Origin of the sequence: Nocardia higoensis, assembly GCF_015477835.1 — a bacterium.
In the GTDB taxonomy this organism is placed as follows: domain Bacteria; phylum Actinomycetota; class Actinomycetes; order Mycobacteriales; family Mycobacteriaceae; genus Nocardia; species Nocardia higoensis_A.
Genome location: NZ_JADLQN010000001.1, coordinates 2,712,265 through 2,729,661, shown reverse-complemented (window position 1 = coordinate 2,729,661; position 17,397 = coordinate 2,712,265). Strand labels below are relative to the sequence as shown.

15 protein-coding genes are annotated in these 17,397 nt (G+C 70.0%); 10 read left to right on the top strand and 5 right to left on the bottom strand.

Translation table 11 applies throughout. The features are described from left to right. Positions 1 to 4 precede the first annotated feature (4 nt). Positions 5 to 526 carry a hypothetical protein gene (locus tag IU449_RS12345; protein ID WP_195001928.1) on the top strand — a complete coding sequence of 174 codons (522 nt, stop codon included), beginning with the start codon at positions 5 to 7 and terminating at the stop codon, positions 524 to 526. 67 nt (positions 527 to 593) lie between these two features. Here the strand turns inward: IU449_RS12345 and IU449_RS12340 are convergent, their stop codons facing one another. Together IU449_RS12340 and IU449_RS12335 are read right to left on the bottom strand one after the other, a co-directional pair. After that, on the bottom strand, positions 594 to 2,423 hold the full coding sequence (locus IU449_RS12340) for a PH domain-containing protein (RefSeq protein WP_228803939.1): 1,830 nt from the start codon (positions 2,421 to 2,423) through the stop codon (positions 594 to 596). Beyond that, positions 2,420 to 2,917: a PH domain-containing protein gene (locus IU449_RS12335; protein WP_195001927.1), complete on the bottom strand. Its 498-nt coding sequence runs from the start codon at positions 2,915 to 2,917 to the stop codon at positions 2,420 to 2,422. Before IU449_RS12335 ends, IU449_RS12340 begins: the two co-directional genes overlap by 4 nt. A gap of 240 nt (positions 2,918 to 3,157) precedes the next feature. Between IU449_RS12335 and IU449_RS12330 the strand changes: the two genes are divergently transcribed. The 4 genes from IU449_RS12330 to pruA all read left to right on the top strand — a co-directional run bounded on the left by IU449_RS12330 (position 3,158) and on the right by pruA (position 9,155). Next, positions 3,158 to 5,770, top strand: coding sequence for a bifunctional FO biosynthesis protein CofGH (locus tag IU449_RS12330; protein WP_195001926.1), 2,613 nt, complete (start codon positions 3,158 to 3,160; stop codon positions 5,768 to 5,770). Between the two features lie 124 nt (positions 5,771 to 5,894). After that, positions 5,895 to 6,215 carry a ferredoxin gene (gene fdxA, locus IU449_RS12325; RefSeq protein ID WP_195001925.1) on the top strand — a complete coding sequence of 107 codons (321 nt, stop codon included), beginning with the start codon at positions 5,895 to 5,897 and terminating at the stop codon, positions 6,213 to 6,215. 6 nt (positions 6,216 to 6,221) lie between these two features. Next, positions 6,222 to 7,352 carry a succinyldiaminopimelate transaminase gene (dapC, locus tag IU449_RS12320; RefSeq protein WP_416382136.1) on the top strand — a complete coding sequence of 377 codons (1,131 nt, stop codon included), beginning with the start codon at positions 6,222 to 6,224 and terminating at the stop codon, positions 7,350 to 7,352. Positions 7,353 to 7,520: 168 nt separating this feature from the next. After that, positions 7,521 to 9,155 (top strand): L-glutamate gamma-semialdehyde dehydrogenase, encoded by a 1,635-nt coding sequence (pruA, locus tag IU449_RS12315; protein WP_195001924.1) that lies wholly within the window; start codon positions 7,521 to 7,523, stop codon positions 9,153 to 9,155. A gap of 4 nt (positions 9,156 to 9,159) precedes the next feature. Here the strand turns inward: pruA and IU449_RS12310 are convergent, their stop codons facing one another. Beyond that, positions 9,160 to 10,002, bottom strand: a complete 843-nt coding sequence (locus IU449_RS12310) for an oxygenase MpaB family protein (protein WP_324188202.1) — start codon at positions 10,000 to 10,002, stop codon at positions 9,160 to 9,162. Between the two features lie 298 nt (positions 10,003 to 10,300). Here IU449_RS12310 and IU449_RS12305 point away from each other — a divergent pair, with 298 nt between their 5' ends. Next, positions 10,301 to 10,978, top strand: coding sequence for a TetR/AcrR family transcriptional regulator (locus IU449_RS12305; RefSeq protein ID WP_195001922.1), 678 nt, complete (start codon positions 10,301 to 10,303; stop codon positions 10,976 to 10,978). A 9-nt stretch (positions 10,979 to 10,987) separates the two neighbouring features. On the opposite strand, the gene IU449_RS12300 is transcribed toward IU449_RS12305, so the two are convergent. Further along, positions 10,988 to 11,854, bottom strand: coding sequence for an oxygenase MpaB family protein (locus IU449_RS12300; protein WP_195001921.1), 867 nt, complete (start codon positions 11,852 to 11,854; stop codon positions 10,988 to 10,990). A 150-nt stretch (positions 11,855 to 12,004) separates the two neighbouring features. Between IU449_RS12300 and IU449_RS12295 the strand changes: the two genes are divergently transcribed. Beyond that, positions 12,005 to 13,462 carry an acyl-CoA synthetase gene (locus IU449_RS12295; protein WP_195001920.1) on the top strand — a complete coding sequence of 486 codons (1,458 nt, stop codon included), beginning with the start codon at positions 12,005 to 12,007 and terminating at the stop codon, positions 13,460 to 13,462. A gap of 45 nt (positions 13,463 to 13,507) precedes the next feature. Here the strand turns inward: IU449_RS12295 and dapD are convergent, their stop codons facing one another. Then, positions 13,508 to 14,464: a 2,3,4,5-tetrahydropyridine-2,6-dicarboxylate N-succinyltransferase gene (gene dapD / locus IU449_RS12290; RefSeq protein WP_195001919.1), complete on the bottom strand. Its 957-nt coding sequence runs from the start codon at positions 14,462 to 14,464 to the stop codon at positions 13,508 to 13,510. Between the two features lie 78 nt (positions 14,465 to 14,542). Between dapD and dapE the strand changes: the two genes are divergently transcribed. The 3 genes from dapE to IU449_RS12275 all read left to right on the top strand — a co-directional run bounded on the left by dapE (position 14,543) and on the right by IU449_RS12275 (position 17,311). Then, a complete protein-coding gene (gene dapE, locus IU449_RS12285) occupies positions 14,543 to 15,652 on the top strand; it encodes a succinyl-diaminopimelate desuccinylase (protein ID WP_195001918.1) in 1,110 nt (369 codons plus the stop codon). A gap of 343 nt (positions 15,653 to 15,995) precedes the next feature. Then, positions 15,996 to 16,733, top strand: a complete 738-nt coding sequence (locus tag IU449_RS12280) for a TIGR00730 family Rossman fold protein (protein WP_195002527.1) — start codon at positions 15,996 to 15,998, stop codon at positions 16,731 to 16,733. Then, on the top strand, positions 16,727 to 17,311 hold the full coding sequence (locus tag IU449_RS12275) for a TIGR00730 family Rossman fold protein (protein ID WP_195001917.1): 585 nt from the start codon (positions 16,727 to 16,729) through the stop codon (positions 17,309 to 17,311). Before IU449_RS12280 ends, IU449_RS12275 begins: the two co-directional genes overlap by 7 nt. The last annotated feature ends 86 nt before the right edge of the window (positions 17,312 to 17,397 follow it).

Below are 17,397 nucleotides of genomic sequence, written 5' to 3'. Positions count from 1 at the left end.
TGCCGTGGAGATCCGGGACCGGCAGGCCGATGCGACCGACGATGCGACCCGAGCCCGGCTCGGCGCGGCGGGTCGCGGGATCGCGATAGCGGCGCTCGTCGCGGCGGCCCTGTTCAGCGTCGCCGTCGAAGTGCTGTATCTGCCCTTCTACGTGGGCGGTTCGTGGACGCCCGACGCGGCGCCCGCCGATCTCGCACAGGCCGCCGGCGGGCAGCTGGCCGCCCCGCTCGGCTCGGGAGCGATTCCGGTTCCGGTGACGGCACTGATCGCGGCCGTCCTGAACATCGCCCTGGTCGCGGCGATGCGCACGCTGACCGACAGTCTGCGCCTCGCGCTGCTGCCCGTGGTCGCGTGGGCTTTCGGCTTCCTGTTGTGCACCTTCCCCGGTCCCGGCTCCGACACGCTGCTCATGGGCGACTGGCCCACACTGCTGCTGCTCGTCTGCGGAACGGTCCCACCCCTGCTGTACGCGTTCAACGTGAACACTGCCGTCGCGCCCCCGGCCCCGGTACCGACACGGCGATAGCGGCGTAGGCGCACGGCAGCGCACTCGAGCGCCCGGCCGCGGACGCCGGCACGGTCGGCCGGGAGGACTAGCGGTGGCCGAGAGCCCCCGGAGTGGCGTCTTCGATGATCTCCCACGCCCTTTCGAGCGGAACGTCGACGATGCGATAGCTCTTCTTGCCCGCGGCGGTGGCGGCTACCACCGTGGCGATGCCGGAACGGCGCTGCCAGAAGGTCTGGCGGACCGTCCATCCGATGATGCCGGGAGCCTCCAGACAATCGCGATCGCGGTCCAGGGAACCGGACCGGGTGATGAGCCAGGCGGGGCCGTGCGCCGTGCCGGGGAGCACGGTGTGGCCGAGGCCCCGGTACCGGTCTTCGGCGAGCAGGACGGCCGGCGCGATCAGGACGACGACGGGCAGCCACAGCCAAGGGGGGTAAGACTGCGCGGAGATCGTCAGGACAGCCAGGACGACGGCGGGAACGCAGGCAGGCAGCACTGCGCGGACCCAGCGTCTGCGGCGTGCGACGGGGCCGTGCGGGGTGAGCGGGGCCGACAGGTGGGCGCTGGCGTCGACCTCGGCTCGCGCGGTCGCCTCCGGCCCGGCCTGCTCGTCGGTGGCGGCCGAGTCGTCCGTCCGGGAGGAGTGCTCGGCGACGGTCGAGCCGGTGGTGGCGGTCGGCGTGTCGAGATGGTGTGGGGCGTCGGGGCGGGCCGGGATGGCGGCGCCGCTCGGGAGTGCTTCGGAGGCAACCGGATCGGTGCGGGACTTCGCCGGGCGTGCTGCGGTGTTCTTCGCCGAGGCGAGCTGCCTGCTGCCGAGCAGTTCACCGAGGGTGCGTTCGACGGCGGCGCGCGGGGCCTGCGGAAGGATCTTCTGGCGTGGGTTCTCCCCGACCATGATGGCTTCCAGTTCGGCGGCTCCGGCGCGGCGCAGCAGCAGCGGTTCGTTGATCGTGGCGCCGCGGAAGCGCGCCAGGTCCAGAGTGATCTGGCGGGTCGTGAACAACCCGTGGCTCAGGTGCAGGGTGCGGCCGTCGTCGACGACGCGCAGGCCGAAGTAGGTGGCCAGGTAGCGGCCGCAGGCGGCGATGCTGACCACGACGACGACGGCGAGCAGGAACATCAGCACCGCGAGGCCGATCACGAGGACGACATTGTTCTCGACCCAGCGCGGGGTGTCGGCATCGATGGACAACTCGCTGAGGCCGAATTGGAAGGGCAGCGCGAGCAGCGGGGCGATGACCGCGAAACCGGTGAGCGACAGCGGAGCGTATCGGACCCAGCCGGGCTGCCAGTGCCCGATCTCCCGGCCATGCGCACCGGTCGGCGCCGCGATACCGCCGTGGCTCACGGCGGTATCGCCGCCCGCGGTATGGGCGAGCAGTTCGGCGCGCAGGACCGGCGCGACCTGCGCGGACAACGCGTCGAGCTCGAACTTCTCGCCGCTCTCGGCCTGCTGCCCGGTACCGACCACCACCACGGCCAGCCCCAGGATCCGGTGCAGCAGATCGGCTTCGATGTCGACCGAGCGAATCCGGCTGCGCGGCACCGACAGGGTGCGCCGCCGCACCAGCCCGGTGCGCAGTTCGACGTGCGTCGGGCCGACCCGGTAGGTGGTGGTGAACCAGCGGGTCAGCGCGAAACCGACGATCGCGATCAGCGGGATCACGCTCCACAGCGGATTGCCGCTGCTCGTGCCGACCAGGACCGTGCCGAACAGCACCGGAATGAACTTGACGACCTCGGTCACCGGATACACCAGCAACATGCGCTGGTCCAGTCGGGCCCACGGCCGCTGCTCACCTGGGCCGGCGCCCGCCGCGCCCCGCGGACGGGGACCGCCGGAGGCGCCCGGCGCGGCGGGCGCGTCCTGAGGGACGGGCGGGGGTGGGGCCGATTCCTCGGACGCGCTCATGTCGCGTCTCCGCGATGCCGGGCAGCGATCTCGGTGAGATCGGCCACCGTCTTCTCTGCCACCGGCAGATCCAGACCGGTGATCGTCACCGCGCCCGCCGAGGACGCGGTCGTCACCGTCACCGTCGCCAGCCCGAGCAACCGCTCCAGCGGGCCGCGTTCGATGTCCACCGTCTGCACTCGCGAGATCGGCGCGACCCGGCTCTCCTGGCTCAGCCAGCCGACCCGGGTGTAGACGGCTTCGGCGGTGATCTCCCAGCGGTGCACCGCGTAACGCCACCACGGCACCACCGCGACGGAAATCGCACCCGCCACCAGGATCGCGAGCGCGGCGAGCAGTTGCCAGCCGCGGTGGCCGGAATCGACCATCGCCCACACGATCACCGCCACCGACAGCGTGGCCCACCCGCTCGCGGTCTGCAGGGCCCACAGCAGTTTCGCCTTCGGGCTCGGCCGCCAGGCCGGCCCGGCGAGGATCGTTCGCGGCTGTGCCATGTCCGCCATACTCGCACGCGCTCGGGACGTCCGCCGTGCCCGAAGTCGAACGACGACTCGGGAGGGGCGATGCGCGGCCGTGGAATAGCGCGGGCGTGGGCGAGGTTGTGAACGCTCACGACGAGACTGTGTCCGCTGTCTCGCGAGCGCCGCCCGTGGCCACCAGCCGCTCGGGCCGTCGACCGGCTCGCTAGGCTCGATCGGACGCACTGGAGGGAGACAGTCCAGGATGGTTAGCGCATGATCGAGGGCGTGACCGAGCTAGCGACCCCGACCGTTCCGCCCGCCCCGCCCTCGCCGTCGGCCATGCGCCGGGCGCTGCGCCGGGCCAGGGACGGGGTGAGCCTCAACGTCGACGAAGCCGCCGTGCTGTTGCAGGCGCGCGGCGAGGACCTACTCGACCTGTGTCGCAGTGCCGCGCGGGTGCGCGACGCCGGGCTGGAGTCGGCCGGTCGCTCCGGTGTCCTCACCTATTCCCGCAATGTCTTCATCCCGCTGACCCGGCTCTGTCGCGATCGGTGCCACTACTGCACCTTCGTCACCGTTCCCGGCAAACTGCGCGCCGAGGGCAAGGGCATGTTCCTCGAACCCGACGAAGTGCTCGACATCGCCCGGCGCGGTGCGGAACTCGGCTGCAAGGAAGCCTTGTTCACCCTCGGCGACCGACCGGAGGACCGGTGGCCCGAGGCCGCGCAGTGGCTCGACGAACGCGGCTACGACTCCACCCTGGACTACTTGCGCGCCGTCTCGATCCTGGTGCTCGAGGAGACCGGCCTGCTGCCGCATCTGAATCCCGGGGTGATGAGCTGGGCGGAGATCGCGCGGCTCAAGCCGGTCGCGCAGTCGATGGGCATGATGCTCGAGACCACTTCCACCCGGTTGTTCACCGAGAAGGGGCAGTGCCACCACGGCAGTCCCGACAAGGATCCGGCGGTGCGACTGCGCGCCATCACCGATGCGGGCAGGCTCTCGGTGCCCTACACCACCGGCATCCTGATCGGCATCGGCGAGACGGTCACCGAGCGGGCCGAGTCGATCATGGCGATTCGCAAGTTGCACAAGGAATTCCGGCACATCCAGGAAGTGATCGTGCAGAACTTCCTGGCCAAGGACGACACCCCCATGCGCGATCGGCCCGACGCCGGACTCGAGGAGTTCCGCGCGGCCATCGCGGTCACCCGACTGCTGATGGGGCCGGACGTGACGGTGCAGGCGCCGCCGAATCTGGTCTCCGCGCAGGAGTGCCGCGACCTGATCGAGGCGGGCATCGACGACTGGGGCGGGGTCTCCCCGGTGACTCCCGACCACGTCAATCCGGAGCGGCCGTGGCCGAACCTGGAGACGCTGCGCGAGCTCACCGAGGCCGCCGGGTTCACCCTGGCCGAGCGCACCTCCGCGCACCCGAAGTACGTCAGGGCGGGCAATCCGTGGATCGATCCACGCATCGGCGCCCACGTCGCCGCGCTCACCGATCCGGCGACCGGCCTGGCCCGTCCCGACGCGATGCCGGTGGGCCTGCCGTGGCAGGAGCCCGACGAGTCGTGGGAGTCGGCGGGGCGGGTGGATCTCGAGACCGCCATCGACACCGAGGGCCGCAACACCGACACCCGCAGCGATGCCGGGCTCGGCGGCTCCGGTGAGGCGTTCGGCGCGTTCGGCGACTGGGACACCATCCGCGAGCACGCCCGCGGCCTGGCGGACGTGCCGGTGGGGGCGCCGCAGCGGTTGGACTCCGATGTGGCGGCCGCGCTGCGGGCCGCCGAACGCGACCCGGCGGCGCTGTCGGACGAGCAGTACCTCGCACTGGCCACCGCCGAGGGCGCCGACCTGGACGCGGTGACGGCGCTGGCCGACCGACTGCGCCGCGACACCGTCGGCGACGAGGTGACCTATGTGGTCAACCGGAACATCAATTTCACCAACATCTGCTACACCGGCTGCCGGTTCTGCGCGTTCGCCCAGCGCAAGGGCGACGCCGACGCCTTCACCCTCAGTGCGCGGGAAGTCGCCGACCGTGCCTGGGAGGCTCATGTCGACGGTGCGACCGAGGTCTGCATGCAGGGCGGCATCGACCCCGAACTGCCGGTCACCGGTTACGCCGATCTGGTCAGGGCGGTCAAGGCCCGCGTGCCCTCCATGCACGTGCACGCTTTCAGTCCGATGGAGATCGTCAACGGCGCGTCCCGCGGCGGCCAGAGCATCGCCGACTGGCTCACCGCGCTGAAGGAAGCCGGCCTGGACACCATTCCCGGTACCGCCGCGGAGATTCTCGACGACGAGGTGCGCTGGGTGCTCACCAAGGGCAAACTGCCCACTTCGGCATGGATCGAGGTCGTGACCACCGCGCACAAGGTAGGGCTGCGGTCCAGTTCGACCATGATGTACGGGCACGTGGACACCCCGAAGCACTGGGTGGGGCACTTGCGCGTGCTGCGCGGAATCCAGGACGAGACAGGCGGATTCACCGAATTCGTGCTGCTGCCCTTCGTGCATCAGAGTTCGCCGCTGTACCTGGCGGGCGCGGCGCGACCCGGCCCGACGATCCGCGACAACCGGGCCGCACACGCGCTGGCCCGCATCATGCTGCACGGGCGTATCGACAACATCCAGACCAGCTGGGTCAAGCTCGGCGTCGCGGGCACCAGGGTGATGTTGCAGGGCGGGGCGAACGATCTGGGCGGGACGCTGATGGAGGAGACCATCTCCCGGATGGCGGGTTCCCAGCACGGATCGGCCAAGACCGTCGCCGAGCTCACCGAGATCGCCGAAGGCATCGGCAGGCCGGTACGTCAGCGCACCACGAGTTACGGCCGCGTGGATCGGGCGCAGGTGCCGATCGCGACGGTGGGATAGCTGGCGCGGGTGTCGTGTGATACCGGCGAGTTAGGGCAGGCTGATCGGTGCCGAACACGGCGTCCGGGATAGGGTTTTGCAGGGCGTACCACCCCACAGGTCAGGACAGACTAGGAGAACGGCAGTGCCGTACATCATCGCTGAACCGTGCGTTGACGTGAAGGACAAGGCATGCATCGAGGAATGCCCCGTGGACTGCATCTACGAGGGTGGTCGCATGCTGTACATCCATCCCGACGAGTGCGTGGACTGTGGTGCGTGCGAGCCGGTGTGCCCGGTGGAGGCGATCTTCTACGAAGACGACACCCCGGACCAGTGGAGCGGGTACATCAGCGCGAACGTCGATTTCTTCGACGATCTCGGCTCCCCGGGCGGCGCGACGAAGGTCGGCAAGGTCGATTACGACCCGCCGTTCGTCAAGGGACTCCCTCCGATGGGTGAGTGAGATCGGGTGAGTCAGCCCCGAGTGGCCGTACGTGGCCGGGTCAGCGCGCTGCTGCCCGATTTCCCTTGGGACACCATCGCTTCGGTGAAGGCGAAGGCCGCCTCCCATCCCGACGGCATCGTCGATCTCTCGGTCGGCACGCCGGTCGATCCGGTGCCCGAGGTGATCCGCGCGGCGTTGAGCTCCGTCGCCGACGTGCCGGGTTACCCGACCACGCACGGCACCCCTGAACTCCGGGCCGCCGCGGTGGCGGCGCTGGAGCGCCGCTACGGCATCACCGGTGTGTCTGCCTCGGCCGTGCTGCCGGTGATCGGCACCAAGGAACTGATCGCGGGCCTGCCCCGGCTGCTGGGCCTCGGCTCCGGCGATCTGGTGGTCATCCCGGAGATCGCCTATCCGACCTACGAGGTGGGCGCGCTGCTGGCCGGCGCTCGGGTGCTGCGGGCCGATGGGCTCACCCAGCTCGGCCCGCAATCGCCCGCGTTGATCTACCTCAATTCGCCGTCGAACCCGACCGGCAAGGTGCTCGGTGTCGAGCACCTGCGCAAAGTGGTCGACTTCGCTCGCGAGCGCGGCGCGATCGTCGCCTCCGACGAGTGCTATCTGGGCTTGGCCTGGGACGAGCCCGCGGTGTCGATCCTCGATCCCCGGGTCTGCGACGGCGACCACACCGGCCTGCTGGCGGTCCACTCGCTGTCGAAGACCTCGAACCTGGCCAGCTACCGCGCCGGTTTCGTGACCGGTGATCCGGCACTGGTGGCCGAGATGCTCGAGGTGCGCAAGCACTCCGGCATGATGGTGCCTTTCCCGATCCAGGCCGCCATGACCGCCGCCCTCGCCGACGACGCCCACGAGAAGCGTCAGCGTGAGATCTACCGGGCCAGGCGCGAGGTGCTGCGCGCGGCGCTGGTGGAGGCGGGCTTCACCGTCGATCTGTCGGCGGCCGGGCTGTACCTGTGGTCGACGCGCGGCGAGTCCGCGCGCACGACCCTGGACTGGCTGGCCGAGCGCGGCATCCTCGCCGCTCCGGGCGATTTCTACGGGCCGGGCTCCGGCAGACACGTGCGCATCGCGCTCACCGCCACCGACGAGCGCGTCGCGGCGGCGGTGGCGCGCCTGAAGGCCGCGCGGGCCTGAGCTGGTCGGGCGCGCCCTCGTCGGCCGAGCCGATGACGGTCACGCGGCGGCGGCGATCGTGGGCCTCCCGCGGTCGCGTGGTCCGGGGCGCGGCCGGGTCGTGGGTGGCCGCGACTCGCGGGCCGGAGAATCATCGCCAGGGGCGCGCGCACCGGGCTAGCCTTGATTATGGACGCTTCCACAGTGGTCCCGACGCCCGTCAACGAGCCGGTGCACTCCTACGCCCCCGGAAGTGGGGAGCGGGAGCTGCTGCTGGCGCGAATCGCGGAGATCTCCGCCGAAACCGTCGATGTACCGCTGGTGGTGGGCGGCAAGCATCGGCCGGGGACCGGGGATCGGCACGCGATCCTCGCGCCACACCGGCGTGACCTGCTGCTGGGGACCTACACCGACACCACCCACGCCGAAGCCGAGACCGCGATCGAGACCGCCGTCGCGGCCGGTCCCGGCTGGCGCGAACTCCCCTTCGACGAGCGGGCCGCGGTCTTCCTGCGCGCGGCCGAACTGCTCGCGGGCCCCTGGCGCGAGACGCTGGCTGCCGCCACCATGCTCGGGCAGTCCAAATCGGCGGCGCAGGCCGAGATCGACGCGCCGTGCGAGCTGGTGGATTTCTGGCGTTTCAACGTGCACTTCGCCCGCGAGATCCTCGCCATGCAGCCGCAGTCCTCGCCCGGAGTGTGGAACCGGATGGAGTACCGCCCGCTGGAGGGCTTCGTCTACGCGATCACCCCGTTCAACTTCACCGCCATCGCGGGCAACCTGCCCACCGCGCCCGCGCTGATGGGCAATACCGTCGTGTGGAAGCCCGCGCCGACGCAGACGCTGTCGGCCTATTACACGATTCGCCTGCTGGAGGCCGCCGGCCTGCCGCCCGGGGTGATCAACATGGTCACCGGCGACGGCGTGCACCTGTCGGAGGTGGCCCTGGCCGATCCGCGTCTGGCGGGCATTCATTTCACCGGCTCGACCGCGACGTTCCAGTACCTGTGGCGCGAGGTGGGGGCGAATATCGGCCGTTACCAAGGCTATCCGCGACTGGTGGGGGAGACCGGCGGTAAGGATTTCATCGTCGCGCACCCCTCCGCCGACCCGAAAGCGTTGACCGCCGCGCTGATTCGCGGCGCCTTCGAGTACCAGGGGCAGAAGTGTTCGGCCGCTTCCCGCGCCTACATCCCGCGCTCGGTGTGGCGGGAGATGGGCGACCGGTTCCTGGGCAGCGTGGCCGATCTGCGTTACGGCGATGTCGCCGATCTGGCGAACTTCGGTGGGGCGCTGATCGATCAGCGCGCCTACGACAAGAATGTCGCCGCGCTCGCCAGGGCTCGGGACGCGGGCCTCACCGTGGCCGTCGGCGGTGGGCACGACGATGCGCAGGGCTGGTTCGTGGATCCGACGGTGTTGCTCTGCGACGATCCGGCCGATGAGGCGCTGCGTACGGAGTACTTCGGCCCGATCCTGACCGTGCGGGTCTACGACGACGGTCAGCCGGACGCCTTCGAATCCGTGCTGAGCGAGGCGGAATCGGCCGCGCCCTACGCGCTCACCGGAGCTGTCTTCGCCCGCGAGCGGGCGGCCATCGAACGCGCCGCGCATGTCCTGCGCTACGCGGCGGGCAATTTCTACGTCAACGACAAGCCGACCGGCGCGGTGGTCGGTCAGCAGCCTTTCGGCGGTGCCCGGGCGTCCGGGACCGACGACAAGGCGGGCTCACCGCTGAATCTGCTGCGCTGGGTGGCGCCACGCACGCTCAAGGAGACGTTCGCGCCACCCACCGGCCACCGTTACCCCCACATGGGGGACTGACGGCTCAGACCAGCGGCCTGCCGCTGCGCACGCGCTTGCGGAAGTCCCACAGGTAGTAGTTCATCGGGAACATGCGGGCCGCCCTGGGCGTTTTGGACTGCACCTTGCCGATCACCAGCAGCAGCAGTCGCAGGGTGTGCTCCTGCATGGGCGACCAGGTCATGCCCATCTCGTTGCGCAGGTGCTCGGGCAGCAGGCCGGTGACGACGAAGCGGTGGAACGGCGCGAAGATCCGGATCGGCAGCGCCGCCATCGTCAGATCGATCAGGCCGTCGAAGTAGGCCTTGGTCCGCGCGTCGATCTTCTTCTCGGCCAGTTCGGCGTCCCAGTACTCCTGGAAGGCCGCGCGGTCGGCCGGCCACATCTCCGGGCGCATCTGCAGGCTGGTGCCCAGATTGACCGACTTGGCGTAGAGGGCGTCGAGGGTGGCCTCGTCCAGGCCGCCGTGCAGCCGTTCGTGCAGGTCCACGATGCCGTAGTACAGGCAGGCGGCCACCCACAGCTGCAGCTTCGGATCGAAGGCGTTGTACTTGACCGGGCTGTCGGAATGGGAACGCACCGAGCGGTGCGAGGTGTTGACCGCCTCACGGTAGGTGTCGATCTCCTCCTGGGTGCCCATCATGGCGACCGAGAGGTAGGTCAGCGTGGTGCGCAGGCGCTTGAGCGGGTGCAGGGTGACCTTGCCGGAGTCGACGGTGCTCTCCAGCACGCCGTAGGCGACCGGAGCATGGCTGAGCTGCATGATGACGTTGGCGACGCCACCGAGCAGGGCGGTGCTTCCGTACCAGAACTCCTCCATCCGGAAGTCGTCGGTGACGGTGGGTCGGCTCGGGCTCGAAGCCCGCACGGGGGTCGGTGTTTCGGGCGTCGTTGCACGAAGGGGCGCGCTCATCATTCCTCGTCTTTCCGGCTCGCGGTCGCCAGTGCTGAGTGATACAGCGCAGCGGTGACGCGATGAGAAGGTTGTCGCCTCAGATTCTCACCCTGGGTGTGGTGTGTCAATGGGACTTTGTGCCCTGATGAGATGAAGTATCATGAACCTTCTCATTGTCTGATCGTGGCTGTCAATCGATCGGGCGGTTCATGGCGGTATGCGATGCTGAGGGTGTCATCGTTTCGGGGGCGCGGATGAGGTGAGGAAGAACATGGCAAGGCTGAAGAAGCTTCTCCCGGCGGTTCGCAACAGCGGTCCCGAGGACCGTAACCAGTCCCGTGTCCTCGACGCGGCCCTGCTGGCCTTCCTGGACTTCGGGATCAAGCGGACCAGTATGGTCGAAGTCGCCCGCCGCTGCGGGCTGTCGCTGGCCACGCTGTACCGCCGGTTCGCCAGCAAGTCCGATCTCATCGAGGCGGTGGCGCTGCGACAGTCCAGGGAATTCGTCAACAGCGTCGATGAGGTGCTGGCGCGGCAGGTCGATCGCGACGCGGGCGCCGAAGACCAGATCGTCGAGCTGTTCGTGGCCTTCATCAACGGACTGCGGGAAAACCAGCTGATCCACCGCTTGCTGGCCACCGAGCCGGAACTGGTGCTGCCCTTCCTCACCACGCGCGGCGCGCCGATCATCGAGCTCGGCCGCGACTATCTCTCCGAGTTCATCCGGCGGCTGCAGTCCGAGGGCAAGCTGCCCGAATACGATCCCGAGCCGCTGGCGGAGATGATCGCCCGCACGGCGGTGTCCATGGCGCTGACCCCGCAGACGGTCATCCCGGTCGGCGACGACGAGTTGGCGCGCGCGTTCGCCCGTGATCACGTGGTGGTGTCTTTCCGCGTCCCGGTCACGCCGCAACGCGAATCCGTGCCGGCCTCCGAGGCCCGCGAGTAGCGCGGCTGTTCAGACCATCGGCAACCCGAGTCGCCTGCGCAGCCGCATATCCCACAGCAGGGCGCTGATCGGCAGCGTCTTGACCGCCCGCGGCAGCCGGTCCTCCACCGCCCCGACGGTGCTCAGCAGCACGGCCAGCCTGCGGTCGTCGGCAGGGCTCCAGCGCATTCCCATCTGCTCGCGCAACCGCTCGGGCAGCAGGCCCGCGGTGACCCAGCGGTGCAGCGGAGCCAGGGCCAGCTGCACCGGCAGCGGGAACATCTTCAGATTCACCAGGTCCCAGAAGAAATCGCGCACCGGCGGGTCGATGCGGGTCGTCGCCAGGTGCTCGTGCCAGTAGGCGTCGAAGGCATCGCGGTCGGCGGGCCATTGATCGGGATGGACCTGCAGCGTCGTGCCCAGCCGCTCGGCAGTGCGGTAGAAGGCGTCGGCCTCGGCGGCGCTCATGGGGCCGTGCATGCGTTCGTGCAGGTCGCGCGCGCCCCAGTACAGGCAGGCCGCCACCCACAACTGCAGCCGCCGGTCGAAGGCGTTGTACTTCACCGGGCTGTCGGGGCCGGAGCGCACGGCGCGGTGCACGCTGTCGACGGCCGCGCGATAGGCCAGGCGATCTTCCTCGGTGCCGACCATGGCCACGGCCAGGTAGGTCAGCGTGGTACGGGCGCGCTTGACCGGGTGCACCATGATGTTGCCGCTGTCGACCTTGCTCTCCACCACGCCGTAACCGACCGGCGGCATGCTCAATTGCATGATGACGTTGGTGGCGGCCCCGAAGAACGCGGACGTCGCGTCGACGTGGTCGCGGATGTCGAAGCCGATATCGGCGCTGCCCGACGTGGGCGCGCTCGAGCGTGCGGCGCGCAGTGGACTGGCCATTTCGATCCCCGTTCTCGGCGTTGAGAAGGATGTGACTCGACGTTCTCATTCTCTCTCGTAGGTGTCAACGGTCACATGTGATCGAGGCCGGGGCGTGATGTCGCGGGGCGGTAGCCGGGTCCCGTCGTGCCGCACAGTAGGTTCGAGACCATGCCGTCCGGTGCCAGCTTGCTGCTCAGTTCCCTGAATCCGGCCGCGGTCGCGGCGGGTGCGGATATCCCCGACGCGGTCACCATCGAGGGCACGACACTGTCGCGTTCGGATCTGCTCGGCGCGGCGACCTCGGTGGCCGAGCGCGTCGCCCGCGCGGAGCGGGTCGCCGTCCTGGCCCGGCCGAACCTGCGCACGGTGCTCGCGGTGGTGGGCAGCTTGATCGCCGGAGTGACCGTGGTGCCGGTGCCGCCGGATTCCGGCGCCGCCGAACTCGCCCACATCCTGGCCGATTCCGGGGCCCGGGCCTGGCTCGGCGAGGCGCCCGAAGGCGTCGCGCCACCGGAGAGCGGCGGTCTGCCGGTGATCCCGGTCCGGCTGCACGCGCGCTCGTGGCACACCTATCCCGAACCGCCCGCGCAGGCACCGGCTTTCGTGCTCTACACCTCCGGAACCACCGGCCTGCCCAAGGGGGTCGTGCTCACCCGTGGCGCCATCGCCGCGGGTCTGGACGCGGTGGCCGAGGCATGGGACTGGACCTCGAAAGACACCCTGGTACACGGCCTTCCGTTGTTCCACGTACACGGCCTGGTGCTCGGCGTGCTCGGCCCGCTGCGGTTCGGCAGCCCGCTGGTGCACACCGGCAAGCCGACGCCGCAGGCGTACGCGGCGGCCGAGGGCACGCTGTACTTCGGGGTGCCGACGGTGTGGTCGCGCATCGTCGAGGACGAGGCCGCCGCGAAGGCACTGAGCGGGGCGCGGCTGCTGGTCTCCGGAAGCTCGCCGTTGCCGGTGCCGGTGTTCGAGCGGCTGCGTGAACTCACCGGGCACGCTCCGGTGGAGCGCTACGGCATGAGCGAGACCATGATCACCCTGTCGACCCGCGCCGACGGCGAACGCAGGCCCGGCTGGGTCGGTCTGCCGGTACGCGGCGTCGAGACCAGGCTGCGCGACGAGACCGGCGCTCCGGTCCCGCACGACGGGCAGAGCATCGGCGGCCTGCAGGTCCGCGGCCCGATGCTGTTCGCCGGCTACCTGAACAGGCCCGAGGCCACCGCGGACAGCTGGACCGAGGACGGCTGGTTCAAGACCGGCGACGTCGCGGCCGTCGACGCCGGAGGGTTCCATCGGATCGTGGGACGCGAATCGGTGGACCTGATCAAGTCCGGCGGATTCCGCGTCGGCGCGGGCGAAGTGGAGACCGTCCTGCTCGGGCATCCCGCCGTCGCCGAAGCGGCCGTGGTCGGGCTGCCCGACCACGATCTGGGCCAGCGCATCGTCGCGTTCGTCGTCCCGCGCGCCGACGTCGACACCGCCGCGCTGCCGCAGGAGCTGATCGACCTGGTGGCCGGACAGCTCTCGGTGCACAAACGCCCCCGTGAGGTCAGGATCGTCTCGTCGCTGCCACGCAACGCCATGGGCAAAGTGCAGAAGAAGGTCCTGGCCGCCCGGGCCTGATTCGGCCCCGGGCGCACCCATGGCAGGTGGGCCCGGGGACGGGAATCAGTTGTGGGCGTGCAGATCTTCGTTGAGCTCGATCCCGGTGCCCTTGCGATGCACCACCTCGACCGCGCCGGTGGTGGAGTTGCGGCGGAAGAGCAGGTTGTCACGGCCCGCGAGTTCGGCGGCCTTGACGACCTGACCCTCGGATGTGGTGACCTTGGTGCCCGCGGTCAGATACAGGCCCGCTTCGATCACACAGTCGTTGCCGAGCGGGATGCCCAGGCCGGAGTTGGCGCCCAGCAGCGAGCGTTCGCCGATCGAGATGACGGTGGTGCCGCCGCCGGAGAGTGTGCCCATGGTCGACGCGCCACCGCCGATGTCGGAGCCGTCGCCGACCACGACACCCGCCGAGATGCGGCCCTCGACCATGGAGGCGCCCAGGGTGCCCGCGTTGAAGTTGACGAACCCCTCGTGCATGACGGTGGTGCCCGCGGCGAGGTGCGCGCCGAGCCGGACCCGGTCGGCGTCGCCGATGCGCACGCCGGAGGGCACCACGTAGTCGACCATGCGCGGGAACTTGTCGACGCTGTAGACGGTGACCGGGCCGCGGGCGCGCAGTTTCAGGCGGGTCTGCTCGAAGCCCTCCACCGCGGCCGGGCCGTGGTTGGTCCACACCACATTGCTGAGCAGGCCGAACTGGCCGTCCAGGTTCACCGAGTGCGGGGTGACCAGGCGGTGCGAAAGCAGGTGCAGGCGCAGGTAGACGTCGTGGGCGTCGGCCGGGGCGACAGACAGGTCGGCGATGGTGGTGCGCACCGCGATCACGTCGACACCGCGGGCGGAGTCGACGCCGAGCAGGTCGGCGAACCCGGCGGCGTCCTGGGCGGCCGCGTCGAGGCGCTCGGTGCCGGTGGTCTCGAAGGAACCGAGTTCCGGGCTCGGGTACCAGGTGTCCAGGACGGTGCCGTCCGCGGTCACATTGGCGATACCGACTGCTGTTGCTCCCTGAATGCTCACGTCGTCAGAGGTTACCCACTCCCGCGGCGCGGGTGGTGAGCTACCTCCGGCCCGGCGAGGAGGTCGTAGGCTGACCCGGTGAGCATCGACCTGTCCGCCGATCCGATCGCCCTGACCGCCGCGCTGGTCGATATCCCCAGTGTCTCCCTCGGCGAGCGCGCGATCGCCGACGTCGTGGAGCGTGCGCTGCGCGAGCAGACCACCGGATTCGAGGTGCTGCGCCACGGCAACGTGGTGCTGGCGCGCACCGACCGCGGCCTGCCCACCCGGGTGATCCTGGCCGGCCACCTGGACACCGTGCCGATCGCGGACAACGTCCCCAGCCGCTTCGGCGTAGGCCCCGACGGCGAGCGACTGCTGCACGGCTGCGGCACGGTCGACATGAAGTCCGGCGACGCGGTGTTCCTGCATCTGGCCGCCACCGTCGCCGACCCGGTGCACGACCTGACCCTGATCTTCTACGACGGTGAGGAGATCGCCGCCGAGTACAACGGCCTCGGCCACATCGAACGCGATCTTCCGGACTGGCTCGACGGTGACCTGGCCGTGCTCGGCGAACCCTCCGGCGGCTGGATCGAGGCGGGCTGCCAGGGCACGCTGCGAGTGCGGCTGAGCACCACCGGCGTGCGAGCGCATTCGGCGCGGGCGTGGATGGGCGACAACGCCATCCATCGCCTGGCGCCGGTGCTCGCCCGGCTGGAGAGCTACACCCCGCGCGACGTCGACATCGACGGTTGCGTCTACCGGGAGGGACTGTCGGCGGTCGCGATCGACGGTGGAGTGGCGGGCAACGTGATCCCCGACGCGGCCGGCGTGACGGTCAACTTCCGCTTCGCCCCCGACCGCAGCGTCGAGCAGGCGATCGCGCATGTGCGTGAGGTCTTCGCCGGCTCGGACATCGGCTTCGAGGTCACCGACGCCGCCCCGGGCGCGCTGCCCGGCCTCACCGCTCCCGCCGCGAAGGCGCTGATCGAGTCGGTGAACGCGACCGGCGGCGGCGGAGTACGGGCCAAGTACGGCTGGACCGACGTGTCCCGCTTCGCCGCGCGCGGCATCCCCGCGGTGAACTTCGGCCCCGGCGATCCGAGCCTGGCGCACAAGCGCGACGAGCACGTCCCGACCGCGCAGATCACCGCGGTCACCGCGATGTTGCGCAGCTATCTGACCGGCGGCGTCGCACCGGCCTGACGAGCGTCGCCGTGCCGTCCCGGGGCATTCACCACGGCGACGGATTCCGGCGCGTCCGGCCCGGTAGCGTGGACCCATGTCCACCGACGCCGCCGATCCCACCGAGAGCAGAAACCCGGACAGGGCGAATTCCGGCAGCCATTCCCCCTCCGGCGACGCCGACCCCGCCGGCCATTCCCCCTTCGGCGGAGTTCGTTCCGGCAGCGGTGGTGCCGGAAGCACGGATCCGGGAGGCGCTGATTCGGCAGGTGCGGACTTGGGTTTCGCGGATCACCGAGGGGCGGTCGCCGACCGGCGAACCGCCGCGCAAGCCAGGTCCACCGCGAGATTCCGGGGACCGGTCATGTACCGGCGCGACCGCAAGCCCGGCATCCGCACCGCCGACCGCAATCTGCTCGACAGCCGCGGGGATGCCGACTGGGTCCACACCGACCCCTGGCGGGTGCTGCGCATCCAGGCCGAATTCGTCGAGGGTTTCGGCGCGCTCGCCGAGGTGCCGCGCGCGGTCACGGTGTTCGGTTCGGCGCGCACCCCGGTCGACCACCCGGAGTACGAGGCCGGGTACGCGATCGGCGCGGCGCTGGCACGCGCCGGTTTCGCGGTCATCACCGGCGGCGGTCCGGGCGCGATGGAAGCGGCGAACCGGGGCGCCGGCGAGGCGGGCGGCTATTCGATCGGCCTGGGCATCGAGCTGCCCTTCGAACAGAGCATCAACGACTGGGTCGATCTGGGCATCAACTTCCGCTACTTCTTCGTGCGCAAGACGATGTTCGTGAAGTACTCCCAGGCATTCGTCTGCCTGCCCGGCGGCTTCGGCACCCTCGACGAGCTGTTCGAGGCGCTGACCCTGGTCCAGACCGGCAAGATCACCCGATTCCCGATCATCCTGTTCGGCCGCTCCTACTGGTCCGGCCTGGTGGACTGGATCCGCAGTTCGCTGGAGGGCTTCGGCAAGATCTCGCCGGGTGATCTCGACCTGCTGTATGTCACCGATCATGTGGACGAGGTGGTCGACATCATCGCCCGCGCCGCCGACTCCCGCGCCGACCTGAGCACCTACGGCACCGAGGATCTGTGGTGAGCGACGACAACCAGGGAAGCGACAGGTTCGCGGTCTGCGTCTACTGCTCGTCGAGCACCACCGATCCGGAACTACTGAACCTGGCCGCCCGCGTCGGCACCGAAATCGCCCGGCGCGGCTGGCAACTGGTCTCCGGCGGCGGCCACGTCTCGATGATGGGCGCGGTGGCGACCGCGGCCAGGGCCGGCGGGGCCAGGACGATCGGGGTGATCCCGAAACATCTGGTGCACAAGGAAGTCGCCGATACCGACTCCGACGAGCTGATCGTCACCGACACCATGCGCCAGCGCAAGAAGGTCATGGAGGAGCGCGCCGACGCCTTCCTCACCCTGCCCGGCGGCATCGGCACCCTCGAGGAGTTCTTCGAGGCATGGACCGGCGGTTATCTCGGCGAGCACGGCAAGCCGGTGGTGCTGCTCGACCACGACGGTTACTACCGCGGGCTGTTCGACTGGATCGACGGACTGGGGGACGGCGTCATCTCCACACGGGCCCGCGCCCGCCTGACCGTCGCCACCGAGCTGAGCACCGCCTTCGTCGCGCTGCGGCCCGAGCCGGGCGGTCCGCTGCCCAGCTGAGCCCCGACGGTCGTGACCGTGGTCGGTACAGTCGAGTCATGTTCAGCCCTTCTGCGGTGCCCCGACGTACAGCACCGCAGTCCGCG